A 15,495-nucleotide genomic window follows, 5' to 3' on the forward strand; every position below is an offset into this window, starting at 1 on the left:
CCGGCAAAAATCTCCTATCGGATGGGCAGCAGTCCGTGCAGGCGCAGGGCGAGCCCGACCGTCCCGGAATGGCTGGCCCGCCGCCGCAGCACCTCCGCCAGCCGCCGCAGCTCGGCTGCCACGGTGGCGGAGCGCATCTCCGTCTGCACATCGATGACCCGGTTCGCCAGTTCAACGGCCTCGTCCATCTGAGCCGACGCGGCCAGGGCCAGGGCACGCCGCGCCTCGTACCTGTTCCTCGCCCTGGTGGCGTGCGACGGAATCGCGTCCACCACCTCACGCAGTACGTCGGCGGACTCTGCGGGACGGCCGAGATCGTACAGCGACCAGCCGGTGGCGGCCTGCACCGGGTCGGAGACGTTCGCGCTGCCGATCACTGTCCTCCCGGCCGCGGGCGGGTCCGCCGTCAGAAGATTCCGGGCCCGTTCGAGCGCTTCGAAGCAGGCCCGGGCGTCGTTGGCCAGCGCATGTCCCTGTGCCTCCCGTTGCGCGGCGAGCCCGCGAATCCGTGGCCGGCACCAGGCCCGCTGGGCCCGCTGCGCCAGCGCGATCGTCTCGGCGGCCCTCCCCTGGTACATCGCGATCAGCGCACGTCGGACCAGTGCGTACGCCGACATGCCATCGTCACCGGCGGCCGAGGCGAAGGTGACGGCCTGGTCGGTCCACCAGCGTGCAGTGTCGTCGCCGCCGCCCTCCTGCGCCATCCACCCTATGTACTCAGCGTAGTCGGCGACGAGCGCCAGCGTCCGCAGCCGGTCCGTACCCCGGCTGCGGCCAGCGAGGAGGCTCAGCGTGTGTGCATGCGAGGTCAGGGTCGGCAGGAGCAGCTCGGCGTCCATGATCTGTCCCACCTGGCGGGCCTGCTCGTACCAGGATCTGAAGGTGTCCAGGGCCGAGTTCGGCACGACTGCCTGGCGCCGCCCGGACGCCCCTGCCGGCCGGTCCGGCTCGGCGACCAGTCCGGCCATGCTCAACAGACCGGTGGCGACCAGTTCGCGACGCGTCGCCTTGACGACGCGCTCCTTTCCGATGTCCAGCGCCAACACCTCGCTCGTACCGTCGTTGCTCGTACCGTCGGGTTGTCGGTCCGGCCGCCCACCGACGTGTTCGTCCAGGAGCGCAGCGAGTTCACCCTTGCAATCAAGTACGGAATCGCACTGCCGGGCCAGGTCGTCGCTCGGCTGCTTGACACCGGTCTCAACCTTGCTCAGATGACTTTTGCTGTAGTAGACGCGGCCACTGAACTCCTCAAGGGAGTAGCCCGCCTCGACCCGGCGGCGACGCAACTCCACCCCGAACAGTCTGCTCGACCGCTCCACGAACATCACCGCGTTTCCCGTTGTCAACGACCGATGCCCGCTTCATAGAGCAGGACGGTTGGTGGTCGACACCCATACGTCAGATTCCGGATCGAGGGTCCAACCGGCGGAAGGATACGACAGGGGCCGGAGCGCCGGATCCCCCTCGGGCGTCCGAAGAGCCGAACCGCCTGGTAGTAGATCGTCACCAACCCGAGCAGGGCGGTCGTAGCTCGTCGGAGTAGGTCGTGCAGATCCGCCCGTGTCGCTTGTGCAGTGCTCGCTGAGCGCCTGCGAATCGGTTGGCGCACATCCACCGATCGGTTGATCGGCGTACCCGTCGCGGTCGGCGACGGCGGTGGCCGCGTGGTCGATTCGGCGCCGGGGCACCGGCGGCAGGCTTCTCGGTATGGCAATCATCGAGGTAGACGGCCTCGTCAAGCGCTACGGCGAGCACACCGTGGTGGACGGGATCAGCTTCGCCGTCGAGCCGGGCGAGATCTTCGGCATCCTGGGACCGAACGGGGCGGGTAAGACCACCACAGTCGAGTGCGTCGAAGGGCTGCGTACCCCGGACGGCGGCGGCATCCGGGTATGTGGCATCGACCCGCAGCGCGACAGCGGTGAACTGCGGCAACTGCTCGGCGCACAGCTCCAGCAGAGCGAACTGCCCGACAAGCTCACCGTCGGTGAGGCGATGCGGCTGTTCAGCTCCTTCTACCGCCAGCCGGCCGACTGGCGGGACCTGGTCGACACCCTGCGACTCACCGACAAGCTCGGTACGCAGTTCCGGCGGCTCTCCGGCGGGCAGAAACAGCGGCTGTCGATCGCGCTCGCGCTGGTCGGCAACCCGAAGGTGGCGGTGCTCGACGAACTCACCACCGGGCTTGACCCGAAGGCTCGCCGCGACACCTGGGACCTGATCGAGGACGTCCGCGAACGGGGCGTGACGATCCTGCTGGTCACGCACTTCATGGCGGAGGCGGAACGGCTCTGCGACCGGCTCGCCGTGATCGACGCGGGTCGACTGGTCGCGCTCGACACCCCGGCCGGGCTCGTCGCGAGGGTCGACGACCGGCAACGGATCCGGTTTCGGCCGTCGGCGCCGCTCGACCACGCCCTGCTGACCGAGTTGCCCGAGGTGACGTCGGTGGAGCGGGCCGGCAGCCAGCTCGTGGTCACCGGTACCGGAAACGTGCTGCTCGCGGTGACCACCGTGCTCGCCCGGAACCAGGTCGTCGCCGCCGACCTGCGGATCGAGCAGACCTCGCTGGAGGACGCGTTCGTCGCGCTCACCGGCCGACCCTTCCAAGCCTGAGGAGTACGCCTTGTCCGCCCTGTCCCGCCTCACCGTCACCGAGACCAGGCTCTTCTTCCGCGAGCCGATGGTCGTGTTCTTCGCGCTCGCGTTCCCGCCGATCCTGCTCGGCATCTTCGGGGCGATCCCGGCGTTCCGGGAACCCGAGCAGAGCCTCGGCGGCCTGCGGGTGATCGACCTGTACGTGCCGATCATCGTCGTGATGGCTCTCGCCATGTTCGCCCTCAACGGCCTCTCCCAGCTTTTCGCCAGCTACCGGGAGAAGGGCGTACTGCGACGCATGCGGACCACCCCGGTCAGGCCGGGGATGCTGCTCGGCGCGCAGTTGCTGATGTCCACGATCCTGTCCGTGCTGACGATGGTGGTGGTGCTGGCCGTCGGCCGGTTGGTGTTCGACGTACGGCTACCCCGGCAGCTACCGGCCTACCTGCTGGGCTACCTGCTGGCGGCGTTGGCGATGTTCGCGATCGGCCTGCTCGTCGCCGCGCTCGCACCCACCGGCAAGAGTGCCGGTGCGATCGGTACGGTGCTGTTCTTCCCGATCGTCTTCTTCGCCGGCCTCTGGATCCCCCGGGACAGCATGAACGACCTCCTCCGGAGGATAAGCGACCTCACCCCGCTCGGTGCCGGTGCGCAGGCGTTGCAGGACGCCACCGCCGGGCACTGGCCGCAGCCGCTGCACCTGGCTGTCATGCTGGGGTGGACGATCGTGGCTGGTGGGCTGGCCGCACGGTACTTCCGCTGGGAGTAGGTAGTCGTGAGCATCGAGGCGGAGTTGCGGGCCGAGTTCGACCGCTGGGAGCGCAGGGAGGTGGCGCTGTTCAAGGTGCTGCCGTACCTCCTCCTGGCGGCCAGCGCCCTGATCACGCTGCTGCAACCGACCTGGGACACGCCGGTGCACGTCCCGGCCGTGCTCGGGCTGACGCTCGCGGCCACGCTCTGGCTGCTCTACTTCCACACCCTGCACCCGGAGTGGCACGAGCGGGGCCCGCTGATGGGCCTCTACTTCACCGGGTTGATGGCGTTGGCCGCCGGCCTGGTGGCGATTGCTCCCATCTTCGCCCTCTTCGCCTTCGTCGGCTATCCCCAGGCGTTCCTCTACCTGAAAGGCCGCTGGCGCTATGCGGGTGTCGCCGCCACCGCGATCGTCTCGGCGATCGGATACCTGGGCGGGGCCGCCGACATCGCCGCCGGGGCGTGGTGGGAGGGCATCTCCGTTACCGCGCTCTCCATCGTGCTGGCCGGGGTGTTCTTCTACTTCGCCGATCTGGCCCACCGGCGCAACCACAGGCAGCGGCAGGCGCTCACCGAGTTGCGCGAGGCCAACACCAGGCTGGAGGCGGCGTTGGAGGAGAACGCCGGGTTGCACGCCCAACTGCTGGTGCAGGCCCGCGAGGCGGGAGTACTCGACGAGCGGCAGCGGATGGCGCGCGAGATCCACGACACCCTCGCCCAGGGGCTCGCCGGCATCCTCACCCAGCTCCAGGCCGCCGAGCAGACCCTGGACGAGCCGTCGGCGGCGAACCGGTACGTGACGAACGCGATGAACCTGGCCCGGGAGAGCCTCACCGAGGCGCGGCGTACGGTGCACGCGGTGGAGCCGACGATGCTCGCCGAGGCCCGACTTCCGGATGCGATAAACGACGTGGCCCGGCGCTGGGCGGAGGTGCACCGCATCGAGACGGTACTCGCCACCACCGGCGACGCCCGGCCGATGCACGCCGACGTCGAGGTGGCACTGTTGCGTACCGCGCAGGAGGCGCTGACGAACGTGGCGAAACACGCCCGGGCCAGCCGGGTCGGCCTGACCCTGTCGTACATGGAGGATCTGGTGACGCTCGACGTACGGGACGACGGGGTCGGCTTCGAGCCCGGGGTCCGGCGGACCAACGGATCTCCGAACGGCGGGTTCGGGCTGGCCGGGATGCGGCAGCGGGTGCAGCGTCTCGCGGGCCGGTTGGACATCGAGTCCGAGCCGGGTGGCGGCACGGCGATCTCGGCGGCCGTGCCGGCCATCCCCGCCGGAGGTGCCACGTGATATCGCTGCTCATCGTCGACGACCACCCGGTGGTGCGGGACGGGTTGCGGGGCATGTTCAGCGCCGACCCGCGCTTCGAGGTGCTCGGCGAGGCGGGTGACGGCGCCGAGGCCATCACCGCCGGGGAGCGGCTCCGGCCGGACGTGATCCTGATGGACCTGCGGATGCCGAGGACCGACGGGGTCGCCGCGATCAGGGAACTGGCCAGGCGCGGGGTGCCGGCCCGGGTACTGGTGCTCACCACGTACGACACCGACAGTGACGTGCTGCCGGCGATCGAGGCGGGCGCCACCGGGTACCTGTTGAAGGACGCGCCGCGGGAGGAGCTGTTCCGCGCGGTCGAGGCCGCTGCGCGCGGACAGGCGGTCCTCTCCCCCGCCGTCGCGACCCGGCTGATGGGGCAGATCCGCCAGCCGGCCACCGAACCGCTGTCCCAGCGTGAGCTTGAGGTGCTGGAGTTGATCGCCCAGGGCTCGACCAACCGCGAGGCCGCCCGGCAGCTCTTCATCAGCGAGGCGACGGTGAAGACCCACCTGCTGCACGTGTACGCCAAACTCGGCGTCAACGACCGGGCCGCGGCCGTGGCCACCGCCTTCTCCCGCGGCTACCTCACCCCACGCGGCTGACCGTTCCGGTCAGCCGCGTCATGGCGCCGGTCAGCCCTTCACGGCGCCGGTCAACCCGCCGACGATCCGGCGCTGGAACAGGCTGAAGAACAGCAGCGCCGGGAGCATCGACAGCGAGGTGAACGCCAGCACCTTCGCCGTGTCGACCGAGTACACCGACGCGAAGGCCTGCACGCCGAGCGGCAGCGTGAAGGTCTCCTCCCGGTTGAGGATGAAGAGCGGCAGCAGGTAGCTGTTCCAACTGGAGATGAAGGTCAGGATGGCCACCGTGACGACCCCCGGCATGGAGAGCGGCAGCACCATGCGCCAGAAGAAGCCGAGTCGGCTGCATCCGTCGATCGACGCCGCCTCCTGGATCTCGTCCGGGATCGCCCGCACGAACGGGACCAGGATGATGATCGTCATCGGGATGGCGAACCCGATCTGCGGAAGAATCACCCCGGGCAGCGTGTTCATCAACCCGAGGCTCCGGACCAGGATGTAGAGCGGGGTGATCGCCACGGTGAGTGGGAACATCAGGCCGGCGGCGAAGAGCGAGTACATCGCCCCCCGACCCCGGAACCGGTAGCGGGCCAGGATGAAGCTCGTCATGAGGCCGAGCGTGACCACGCCCGCGGTGGTGAACCCGGCGACGATTGTGGAGTTGAGCACCTGTTGCCAGAAGACGCCGCCGGTCAGCACGTCGAGGTAGTTCGTGGTCTCCCACGGGCTCGGCCAGCCGGCCGGATCGGTGGTGATCGCCGCGTTCGTGCGGAAGCCACCGAGGACGATGTAGACGATCGGGGCCAGCATCACCCCGATGAGCAGCATCGCGACGAAGTACACCGCCGGGCTTCCCCAGGGCAGCTTCCGGCTGGCCCGCACCGGCCTGCGCACGGCTACGGCAGTCGCGGCCATCAACGTTTCCCTCCGGTGATCGCGCCCTCGGTGTCACGGCGCAGGACGAACCGTTGGTAGACCAGCGCGGCGACGAGGGAGACGAAGAACAGGATCACGGCCACGGCGTTGCCGTACCCGTACTCCCCCGCGTTGCGGCCGTTGGCCACCATGTACGTCGCCATCGTCGAGGTCCCGGCCGTGGAGGCGACGTACTGGCCCCAGATGATGTAGACGAGGTCGAAGAGTTGCAGGGCCCCGATCATCGACAGGAAGGCCCAGATCCGGATCGTCGGCCCGAGCAGCGGCAGCGTGATCCGGCGCTGGATCTGCCAGTAGGAGGCCCCGTCGATCGAGGCGGCCTCGATCAGCTCGTCCGGGATGCCCTGCAACCCGGCGAGGAAGAGGATCACGGCGAAGCCGATGTACTTCCAGGTCAGGATCCCCATCAGGGTCCAGATCGCCTTCTCCGGATCGGAGAGCCAGTCACTCTGCAACCAGCCCAGTCCGAGCCGCTCCAGATAGGCGTTGACCGCACCGTTGCCCTGGAGCATCAGGCTCCAGCCGGTGCCGACCACCACCTCGGAGATGACGTACGGGACGAAGACGAGTACCCGGATGAGGGTCTGCCCGCGCATCTTCCGGTTCATCAGCAGGGCGAGCAGCACGGCTGCCGGCCCCTGGAGCACCAGCGACAGTACGACGATCGCGGCGTTGTGCTGCAACGCGTCGATGAACGTGCCGTCCTGGAAGACGAGCAGGTAGTTGCGGAGCCCGACGAACTCGGTCGGCGGGCCGTACCCCTGCCAGCTGAAGAAGCCGTAGTAGGCGGCCATCGCGACGGGGAAGATGACGAAGGAGAGGAAGACGAGCAGCGTCGGGCCCGTCATCAGCGCGATCTCCAGCCGGGCGGGCCAGCCGATGCCCTTCCTGCGGGCACGGCGCCCGGCCGGGGGCGACGCGACAGGCGCGTCACCCCCGACCGTGGTCAGATCCGCCGACCGGTCGTCCTGGGCGAGCCGTACGGTCTCGCGGTCCGTGTCGAACATGTACGGATCTCTAGGCCCTCTTCGCGGCGGTCTTGACCGCCTTGACGATGTCCTCGGGGCTGCCCTTGCCCGCCAGCAGGTTCACCACGGCGGTGTTGAGCGCGTTGCCGACGTTCTGCCCGTAGACCGTGTCCAGCCACTGCGAGACGAACGGCGCCTTGTTGTACGCCTCGAGCACCGACTTCAGGTGCGTCTCGGTCACCGCGCCCTGCGCCTCGCTGTTCACCGGCGGCGCCTGGAACGCCTTGTAGTAGGCCTCCTGGACCGGGGTCTGGAGCATGAAGTTGAGGAAGGCGGTGCACTCCGCCTTCGGCGCCTTCGCGGAGCAGGAGTAGCCGTCGACGCCGCCGAGGATCGCGCCGGGTTCACCCGCGCCGCCCTCGATGCTGGGGAACGGGAACCAGTCCAGGTCCGGCAGCGGCTTCTTGTCCGGCGTCAACGAGCCGATGACACCCGGGTTCCAGGCACCCATGAGTTCCATCGCCGCCTTGTGGTTGGCGAGCAGACCGGCCGAGCTGCCCGCACCCTGTTGTGCCGACGTCGTCAGGAAGCCGTTGTTGAACGGCTGGGTCGCGGCGAAGGCCTGCACGTCCTGACCGGCCTTGAGCCAGCAGGGGTCGTCGAAGCTCATGCTCTTGGCGGTCTCGGTGACCGTGTTGGTGCTGCACTCGCGCAGCGCGAAGAAGTAGTAGTAGAAGGCGGCCGGCCAGGCGTCCTTGCCGCCGAGGGCGATCGGCTGGGTACCGGATGCCTTCAGCTTCTCGACGGCGCTCTGGAGGTCGGCGAGCGTGGTCGGCGTCTGGGTGATGCCGGCCTTGGCGAAGAGGTCCTTGCTGTAGAAGAAGCCGCCGGGCAGCACCGCGACCGGCATCGCGTAGACCTTGCCGTCGATCGTCTGGGCCTTGAAGGACCCCTCCGAGACCACCTTCTTGGTGTCCTCGCTGATCCCGCCCGTAATGTCCATCAGCTGGCCGGCCTTGACCATCGCGGCCATCTTGCCGCCGCCGCGCTGCATGAACACGTCGGGGGCGTCGCCGGAGTTGAGTGCGGTCTGGAGCTTGCCGTCCAGGTCCTCGTTCTGGATCGACTGGAGCTGGATCTTGACCTTCGGGTTGGCCGTCTGGAAGTCCGCGACGGTCTTCTCCCAGAAGGACTTGCCCGGCCCGGTGGTGGCGTTGTGCCAGAAGGTCATCGTGACGTTGCCACCGCTCTCGCCGCCGCCGTCCGAATCCCCCGCACAGGCGGCTGTTCCGAGGACGGCCGTCACCATGACTACCGACATCGTCAGTAGCTTTCCTGCCCTCATCAACACGTCCTCTCTGTCGAGTACACCCAGATGACGCGTCGTCTGGGCAGTAGAGATCGCTGGTGCCAGATGTCCAGGGTGAACGGCGAGAGCCGTCCCTTCCTACCGACAGGCACGGTCCGGCGACCCACGTCGCAGCCGCCAACGACTGTCATCACATGGGTCGGACGTCACGCCAGGTGTCTATCGGCAGGCAAAGACTCGCAGACCGATCCGAGAAAGACAAGACATGTTTCTGAAACTTCCGAGACACCTCGGAGCCGAGCGCTGGGCCACCATCGCGGTCCGGCCACCACGCCGTCACCCCTCTGCCGAGAGGTTAAGGCGACCGGGTGGCGGCAGCGCGCCATCCAGGGCCGCCGAGGCGCAGGTCGTTACCGATTGTCCTGGTTGGAAGCAAAGCGCGGTTTGCCATGGCGGTCAGCGACGGCTCTACGGATCTCTTTTATCGGAGAAGTTCCGGAAAACAACGCCGCTCCGAGGGCGGAGCCGTGCCGTTCACCCGGTCGCGATCCGGTCGAGGAGGAACAGCGCCGTGGCGTCGATGACGTCGTCGAAGTGCCTGCTGTTGCCGGCGTGGTGGAATCCGTGTCCGGCGTGTTCGTACTCGAGTAGCGCGCACTCGTTGCCGGAGCGCACCATCGCGTCCCGGAACTGCCGCACGGACTCGATCGGCTCGACCTCGTCGCGGGTGCCGTGGTGGATCTGCATCGGCGGTATGCCCGGCCGCACGAACTGGATCAGCGAGTACTCGCGCAACCTGCCCGCAGCGATGCCCACCTGCTGTTCGAGGCGGCGCTGCACCGCCGGCTCCAGGGCGCACAGATTCAAGCCCGCAGGATTGAGGGCCACCACGGCCGCGATGCCGGGCTCGGGTGCCGTGGCCGACGCCGATGCCGTGATCGCGGCGAGAATCGCGAGATGAGCACCGGCTGAGCTGCCCCCCGAGGCCAGCTGGGCCGCCTCGAGTCCGCGCAACGCGGCCAGCCGGCCGAACTGCCCGATCGCCCGCCGAACGTCGGCGATACAGTCATCGATGCTGACAGCGCCACGACCGACCAGCCGATACCCGGCTGAAACCGCGAGGAATCCGCGCGACGCCAGAAGCCGGCAGTGCGGGGCGAGCCCGTCGGCCGATCCCTCGCGCAGGGCCCCGCCGTGGAACAGGGCGATGCCAGCACGCGGCCGGGTGCCGTCAGCCGGCTCGAAGACCAGCAAGGGCAGCTCGCTGCCGTCGGCGGCCTGATAGAGCATCGAGGACTCTCGACAGGCTGTCATGAGGGGATCCGATCATCGACCACATGCGTCCGCAAGCGGATCGGGTCGACGGGGCACCGGGACGCGTCGTCGACGAGCCTTGGTCGATGAGGCTACGGGTGCGCGACACCCTGATAGACGGACATCGCCACTCCGAATCCCAGGAAGTGGGTACTCAGCAGCAGAACGGCGCCCAGCACGAACCCAATTCTGCCCGAGTAGGGTTCGAGTGGCGACTTCGAGGTGAATGCGGCCATCGAGGTCTTGACCGGACCCCAGCAATACGGCCAGGCGGTCCCGATCAGAGCCAGCGTCGCCAGCGTGATCGTATTGCTCAGGTTGCTCTCGAACTCCAGAAAGGTGATGCCTTCGGTGACGGTGCCGGCAGTCGACCGATCGCCCATCATCGTCGCCATGCGCAAGCCCAACAGCGTACCCAGGATGGCGCCGATGGCGGCGCGGTTTCCGACCGCCGCGACGAATCTCTTCGTCGGCTCCGACCGCCTCGCGACGATCAGACAATAGGCCACCAGGTTGAGGGTGGAGAACGCCAGAAATGCCACCACCGCCAGACCCGCAGCGACGACGTAACGCGCCGGGCCCTGCACAGCCGTAGGGTCGGCGACGTACCTCGGGGCCAGCCAGCCTGCCGCGAAGAGCCCCAGGAGCAGGAGAATCGCCAGCGCCGGACCAGGTTGTGCGGCGCGCTCCATCATCGACCTGTACGGCGCTTCGGGCTCCTCGGTGCTGGGTGTCGCGGCAGCCCGGGCGCGGGGCGGCGCGGCAACCACCTCTCGCGTTGCCGTGGCACCCGGCTTCGCTGCCTTGTTGCGCCGACCTGCGCGCCGCTGCCCCATGAAACCCTCATCTCGATCCGGCCGCCACCCACCGGTGGCCATTGTCACCGAGTAGCATCAGACGCATAATCCGCCCAATTTCTGCGCTGCCCGAGGGTACTACCGCGAATCAAGCCAGGGGCCTGCTGAACCGCAGCATTCAATCATCGACAGCGCGCGGGTGAGCGGTGTTGCGCTGATTGTGGCTGGTCATGGTTCGGGCGTGATGACGGCACCGGCGGCGTACTCGGAGAAGATCTCGTCGAGGACGCGCAGTGCGCTCGCGGCCGAATCGTCGGCCTCGCCCACCGTGTAGGAGCAGGTGACGAGCGTCTTCCAGAGCGCCCAGCCGCGACCGCGCGCCCATGTCGCATCATCGACGGGAAGTCGCTCCCGAAACGCCTGCCGGCCGTCGGCGGTCAGCAATGTCCAGGCGATTGCCAGATCACAGGCGGGATCGCCGACGCCGCATGTGCCGAAGTCGATGACGGCCGCCAACCCGCCGTCGTCGAGCAGGAGATTTCCCTCGGCGACGTCACCGTGGAACCAGCTCTGCACACCGTCCCAGCGAGCGTCCAGTGCGTTCTTCCAGATCTCGCGGGCCAGGTCGACGTCGACATGGCCGTCGAGTGCCGTCAGCGCGCGCCGCGCTCGCTCATCGTAGGTGCGCAGCGTGCCGCCCCGGAACCAGTTGTGCAGGCCGGGCCGGGGACCGTCGGTGGGATCGACCCGCCGCAGCGCCGCCAGGAACCCGGCCAGGTCGACGGCAAACCGGACCGGGTCGGCGATGCGGTCCGCCCGTGCAGGCTCGCCGTCCAACCACTGGTAGATCGACCACGGGTACGGGTAGCCGTGGCCCGGTTCCCCTTTCGCCAGTGGTACCGGAACGGGCAGCGGAAGCCGAGGGGCGAGTACCGGTAGCCAGCGGTGTTCCTTCTCGACGGCAAGGGCGTACTCGGACGCGCTCGGCAAGCGCACCGACAGCCGGGAGCCGAGATGGAAGGTCCAGTTGTCCCAGCCGCCATCGGCCACCGGCCGGACCGGCAGATCGGCCCACTCGGGAAACTGGTCGGCGACGAGCCGGCGTACCTGTTCGGCGTCGACGGTGACGCGCTGCGGCACGGGACCGAGCTCAGGTGTGTCGCTCACCGGTACATCCTCATCTGACACGAAAACCGGGCGGCTGGTCCGGGTCTGCGACCGGCCGCCCGTCACCGACCGGACGCCGTGGTCGGGTGCGCCACCCCGTCCGCGCGCTCCATCATCTCCAGCGCGATCTCCAGCAGCGCGATCTGCCGTTCCCGCTCGTCGCCGGGCTCCTCGCCGAGCAGGTCACCGGCGTGCAGGCAGAAGACGGCCAGGATCCGCCGCAGTTGCGCGCCCTGCGGCTCGTCCGGTGCGACGAGCAGGTCCATGGCCCGGCGTATCCGGGCGGCGAGCCGCCGGCCGCTGGGCAGCGCGTTGACGACCGTCGGGTTGCGGGCGAGGAACCGGCTGATCTCCGCCTGCCGTTCGGTCTCGTACAGGTCGCTGGCATAGCGGCGGACGAACTCGCGACGCATCCGCACCGGGTCCGGCTCCTGCTCCGCCCACTCGATCAACTCGTCGAGAGCGTCGATCCGCTCCTCGATCAGGCTGTCGACAAGATCTTCCTTGGCCCGGAAGTGGTAGTAGAGCGCGGCCTTGGTCAGCCCGAGCCGTTCGGCGACCTCGCGCAGCGAGGTGCGGTCGTAGCCGTCGGCGGCGAAGAGGTCCAGCGCCACGTCCTGGATCCGGGACCGGGTGTCGCCGGTGCGCGGCCCGCCCCGCCGACCGGTCGCTGCCGATCCGGTCATCGGACCACGTAGCCGAGGGCGGTACGCACCACGTCGACCAGGGGACGTTCGGGATGATCGGTCCAGTACCGGGTGGCGGCGCGCAGCGCGTGCAGGAACGTTCCGGCGAGTACCCGGGCGTGCAGCGGGGTCTCGGGTGCGTCGGGCAGCCGCCGGGTGATCTCGACGATGAACTCCTGCTCGACCGTGCCGTACGCGGCGATCTGGTGGGCGGCGAGGCTGGGATGGTGGCGGATCAGCCGCCGCTGGGCCAACCACAGCGGGTCGAGGCCGTCGCTCTCCCTGGCGAGTTGCTCGGCGGCCCGGGTGAGGGCGGTCCAGGGCGCCTCGTCGGCCGGCTGGGCGTGCACCAGCTCCAGCAGTCGACGGATTCGGACCAGATCGGCGTGGAGGAGAGCTTCCTCCTTGTTTGCGAAGTAATTCGAGAATGTCCGGCGGGACACGTCGGCGGCGTCCGCGATCGCCTCCACGGTCACCCGGTCGGGTCCCAACTCGGCGGCGAGCCGGAGCGCCGCGCGGTGCAGTGCCTCCCGCGTGGCGAGCTTCTTCCGCTCCCGTCGCCCCACCGCCTCTTCCATCGGGAAGAGCTTACCGGTGGTGATTCATTTCTCAAAGCGCAAACTTGCGCACTGCGCAGTGACAGGCACATCCTTGTGTGCGACAACCAACCGCCCGAGGAGACGAGGTGTACACCATGGCTCGGCACACCGAGCTCGGTGACCGGCTCCGGGACCTGATGTCGGCCATGCGGCTGATCCGGCACCGACGCGTGATCGAACGGCCGGCCGTACCGTCCGGGCTGGTCGGAATGCTGTTGCAGATCGACGAACTGGCCGACCAGGCGTCCGGCTGCCACGCCAAGGAACTGGCCGACCGGTCCGGGCTCGACCCGTCCACGGTCAGCCGGGCAGTCGCCACGCTCGTGGCGCGGGGTCTGGTGGCCCGACGCGCCGACCCGGCCGACCGGCGGGCGAGTTTCCTCGTACTCACCGACGAGGGCCAAACGGCACTGACCGAAGCCCGCGACTGGTACGGCGACCTGCTCCGCGCCGCGCTCGCCGAGTGGAGCCCGGCGGAGATCGACGCGCTGACCAGCGCGCTCGACCGGTTCGTCACCGACATCCAGGGCAGCCTCGACCGGCCCCCTGGACCGATCAACTCTCAAGAAAAGCTGGAGGCCGCTCGATGAGCGCACCCACCACCCTCGCACCCGCGCCGGGAGCGGAGCCGATGAGTCATCGGCGCACCCTGGAGGCGCTCAGCGGTCTGCTGTTGGTGCTCTTCGTGGCGATGCTCAGCAGCACCGTCGTCTCGACCGCGCTGCCGAAGATCATCGGCGCCCTGAACGGATCGCAGAACCAGTACACCTGGGTGGTGACCGCGACCCTGCTCACCGCGACCGCGACGACGCCGGTCTGGGGCAAGCTGGCGGACCTGTTCAACAAGAAGGCACTGGTCCAGACCGCCATCGTGATCTTCATCGTCGGCTCCGTGGTCGCCGGGCTGAGCCAGAACGCCGGCCAGCTCATCGCCGCCCGCGCCTTCCAGGGCATCGGGGTCGGCGGATTGCAGGCCCTCGTCCAGGTGGTGATCGCCGCGATGATCCCGCCCCGGGAGCGCGGCCGCTACAACGGCTACCTCGGCGGCGTGATGGCTGTCGCCACCGTGGGCGGTCCGCTGCTCGGCGGCCTCATCGTCGACACCTCCTGGCTCGGCTGGCGCTGGTGCTTCTTCGTCGGGGTACCGATCGCGATCATCGCGCTGCTCGTGCTCCAGGCCACCCTGCACCTGGTCACGATCCGCCGGGAGAACGTGAAGATCGACTATCTCGGCGCGTCCCTGATCGCGGCCGGGGTCAGCGTGCTGCTCGTCTGGATCTCGTTCGTCGACAACTCGTTCGGCTGGATCTCCTGGCAGTCCGGCGCCATGGTCGGCGCCGCCGTACTGTTGCTCGCCCTCGCCGTCCTGGTCGAGACCCGCGCCGCCGAGCCGGTCGTACCGCTCGACATCGTCCGGCAGGGCACCACGGCACTGTCGATCGTCGCCAGCCTGGCGGTCGGGATGGCGATGTTCGGTGGCGCCGTCTTCCTCGGCCAGTACTTCCAGATCGGCCGTGGCTACAGCCCGACCGAGGCCGGCCTGCTCACCATCCCGATGATGGTCGGGGTGCTCCTCTCGTCGATCGTGGTGGGGCGACTGATCACTCGCAGCGGGCGGATCAAGCCGTACATCGTGACCGGGGCGATCGTCCTGGTCGCCGGCTTCCTGATGCTCGGCACCATCGACCACCAGACCTCCCTGGTCTTCATCGGCGGGGCGATGCTGCTGGTCGGGGTCGGAGTCGGGATGACCATGCAGAACCTGGTGCTGGCGGTGCAGAACGCCGTACCACTGAAGGACATCGGCGCGGCAAGTTCCTCGGTGGCGTTCTTCCGCTCGCTCGGCGGCACCATCGGAGTCTCCGTACTGGGTGCGGTGCTCGCCCGCCGGGTCACCGAGCAGATCACCCAGGACCTGACCGCGGCCGGTATCCCGGCCTCGGGAGCGGGCAGCGCCGGCAACAGTCTGAACCTCTCCGGACTGCCGGACGCCGTCGTGCACATCGTGCGGGACGCCTACGGCGACGCCACCGGGCACATCTTCCTGATCTCCGCGGCGATCGCGGTGGTCGGGGTGATCGCCGCCGCCCTGCTCAAGCCGGTCACCCTGCGGACCAGCCTCGACCTGCCGACCCCGGCCACCAGTACCGCCACCGCGGCCGGTGCCGTCGACGGCGCCCCGCCGGCCACCGAGCCGGTTCGGGGCGGAACGGCGGCGTCACCGCGTTGACGCGGGCGGCCGGCGCCGCCCGACCGGACCCGCTACGGCACCCTGCGGGAACGATCTCGGCGCCGGCCCCGCACGGTGCCGCCGCCGGCCGTGACCCGGCCGGTGGCGGCACCCTCCGATCCGGACGGCCAGCCCCACCGGGCTGGCCGTCCGGCGTCGGTCCGCCTCCGATACCTGCACACCAACTCCCGGGTACACCCACGGTCAGGTTGACCGGCGCAGGTCAG

General features: G+C 69.0%; 15 protein-coding genes. 6 read left to right on the forward strand and 9 right to left on the reverse strand.

Annotation, left to right across the window (positions count from 1 at the left end):
- Positions 1-14: 14 nt before the first annotated feature.
- Entirely contained in the window at positions 15-1,346 is a 1,332-nt protein-coding gene (locus CLT71_RS07770; RefSeq protein ID WP_143743406.1) for a helix-turn-helix domain-containing protein, read from the reverse strand.
- A gap of 361 nt (positions 1,347-1,707) precedes the next feature.
- Between CLT71_RS07770 and CLT71_RS07775 the strand changes: the two genes are divergently transcribed.
- From CLT71_RS07775 to CLT71_RS07790, 4 genes are read left to right on the forward strand one after another with little or no spacing between them, the layout of a single operon-like run.
- Entirely contained in the window at positions 1,708-2,616 is a 909-nt protein-coding gene (locus tag CLT71_RS07775) for an ABC transporter ATP-binding protein (protein WP_101371244.1), read from the forward strand.
- A gap of 10 nt (positions 2,617-2,626) precedes the next feature.
- Complete coding sequence (locus tag CLT71_RS07780) at positions 2,627-3,367, forward strand: ABC transporter permease (RefSeq protein WP_101366513.1); 741 nt, start codon at positions 2,627-2,629, stop codon at positions 3,365-3,367.
- A gap of 6 nt (positions 3,368-3,373) precedes the next feature.
- Positions 3,374-4,654, forward strand: coding sequence for a sensor histidine kinase (locus tag CLT71_RS07785; protein WP_101366514.1), 1,281 nt, complete (start codon positions 3,374-3,376; stop codon positions 4,652-4,654).
- Positions 4,651-5,280, forward strand: coding sequence for a response regulator transcription factor (locus tag CLT71_RS07790; RefSeq protein ID WP_101366515.1), 630 nt, complete (start codon positions 4,651-4,653; stop codon positions 5,278-5,280). The genes CLT71_RS07785 and CLT71_RS07790 overlap by 4 nt, the downstream gene beginning before the upstream one ends.
- Positions 5,281-5,310: 30 nt before the next feature.
- On the opposite strand, the gene CLT71_RS07795 is transcribed toward CLT71_RS07790, so the two are convergent.
- From CLT71_RS07795 to CLT71_RS07830, 8 genes are all read right to left on the reverse strand, one after another.
- The gene (locus CLT71_RS07795) at positions 5,311-6,177 is read right to left on the reverse strand and encodes a carbohydrate ABC transporter permease (RefSeq protein WP_101366516.1); all 867 of its coding nucleotides are present in this window, start codon (positions 6,175-6,177) and stop codon (positions 5,311-5,313) included.
- Positions 6,177-7,205 (reverse strand): carbohydrate ABC transporter permease, encoded by a 1,029-nt coding sequence (locus tag CLT71_RS07800; RefSeq protein WP_101366517.1) that lies wholly within the window; start codon positions 7,203-7,205, stop codon positions 6,177-6,179. The genes CLT71_RS07795 and CLT71_RS07800 overlap by 1 nt, the downstream gene beginning before the upstream one ends.
- A 10-nt stretch (positions 7,206-7,215) precedes the next feature.
- The gene (locus CLT71_RS07805) at positions 7,216-8,487 is read right to left on the reverse strand and encodes an extracellular solute-binding protein (protein ID WP_199187546.1); all 1,272 of its coding nucleotides are present in this window, start codon (positions 8,485-8,487) and stop codon (positions 7,216-7,218) included.
- Between the two features lie 522 nt (positions 8,488-9,009).
- Positions 9,010-9,765 carry an alpha/beta hydrolase gene (locus tag CLT71_RS07810; protein WP_158242204.1) on the reverse strand — a complete coding sequence of 252 codons (756 nt, stop codon included), beginning with the start codon at positions 9,763-9,765 and terminating at the stop codon, positions 9,010-9,012.
- Between the two features lie 116 nt (positions 9,766-9,881).
- The gene (locus tag CLT71_RS07815; RefSeq protein ID WP_143743407.1) at positions 9,882-10,625 is read right to left on the reverse strand and encodes a hypothetical protein; all 744 of its coding nucleotides are present in this window, start codon (positions 10,623-10,625) and stop codon (positions 9,882-9,884) included.
- A gap of 189 nt (positions 10,626-10,814) precedes the next feature.
- Positions 10,815-11,753 carry an aminoglycoside phosphotransferase family protein gene (locus CLT71_RS07820; RefSeq protein WP_101366521.1) on the reverse strand — a complete coding sequence of 313 codons (939 nt, stop codon included), beginning with the start codon at positions 11,751-11,753 and terminating at the stop codon, positions 10,815-10,817.
- Between the two features lie 62 nt (positions 11,754-11,815).
- The gene (locus CLT71_RS07825) at positions 11,816-12,439 is read right to left on the reverse strand and encodes a TetR/AcrR family transcriptional regulator (protein ID WP_101366522.1); all 624 of its coding nucleotides are present in this window, start codon (positions 12,437-12,439) and stop codon (positions 11,816-11,818) included.
- Positions 12,436-13,017, reverse strand: a complete 582-nt coding sequence (locus CLT71_RS07830; protein ID WP_101366523.1) for a TetR/AcrR family transcriptional regulator — start codon at positions 13,015-13,017, stop codon at positions 12,436-12,438. The genes CLT71_RS07825 and CLT71_RS07830 overlap by 4 nt, the downstream gene beginning before the upstream one ends.
- A 116-nt stretch (positions 13,018-13,133) precedes the next feature.
- On the opposite strand from CLT71_RS07830, the gene CLT71_RS07835 reads away from it, so the two are divergent.
- On the forward strand, positions 13,134-13,628 hold the full coding sequence (locus CLT71_RS07835; RefSeq protein WP_101371245.1) for a MarR family transcriptional regulator: 495 nt from the start codon (positions 13,134-13,136) through the stop codon (positions 13,626-13,628).
- Entirely contained in the window at positions 13,625-15,268 is a 1,644-nt protein-coding gene (locus tag CLT71_RS07840) for an MDR family MFS transporter (RefSeq protein WP_101366524.1), read from the forward strand. Before CLT71_RS07835 ends, CLT71_RS07840 begins: the two co-directional genes overlap by 4 nt.
- The last annotated feature ends 227 nt before the right edge of the window (positions 15,269-15,495 follow it).

It is taken from the genome of Plantactinospora sp. CNZ320, from assembly GCF_002846275.1.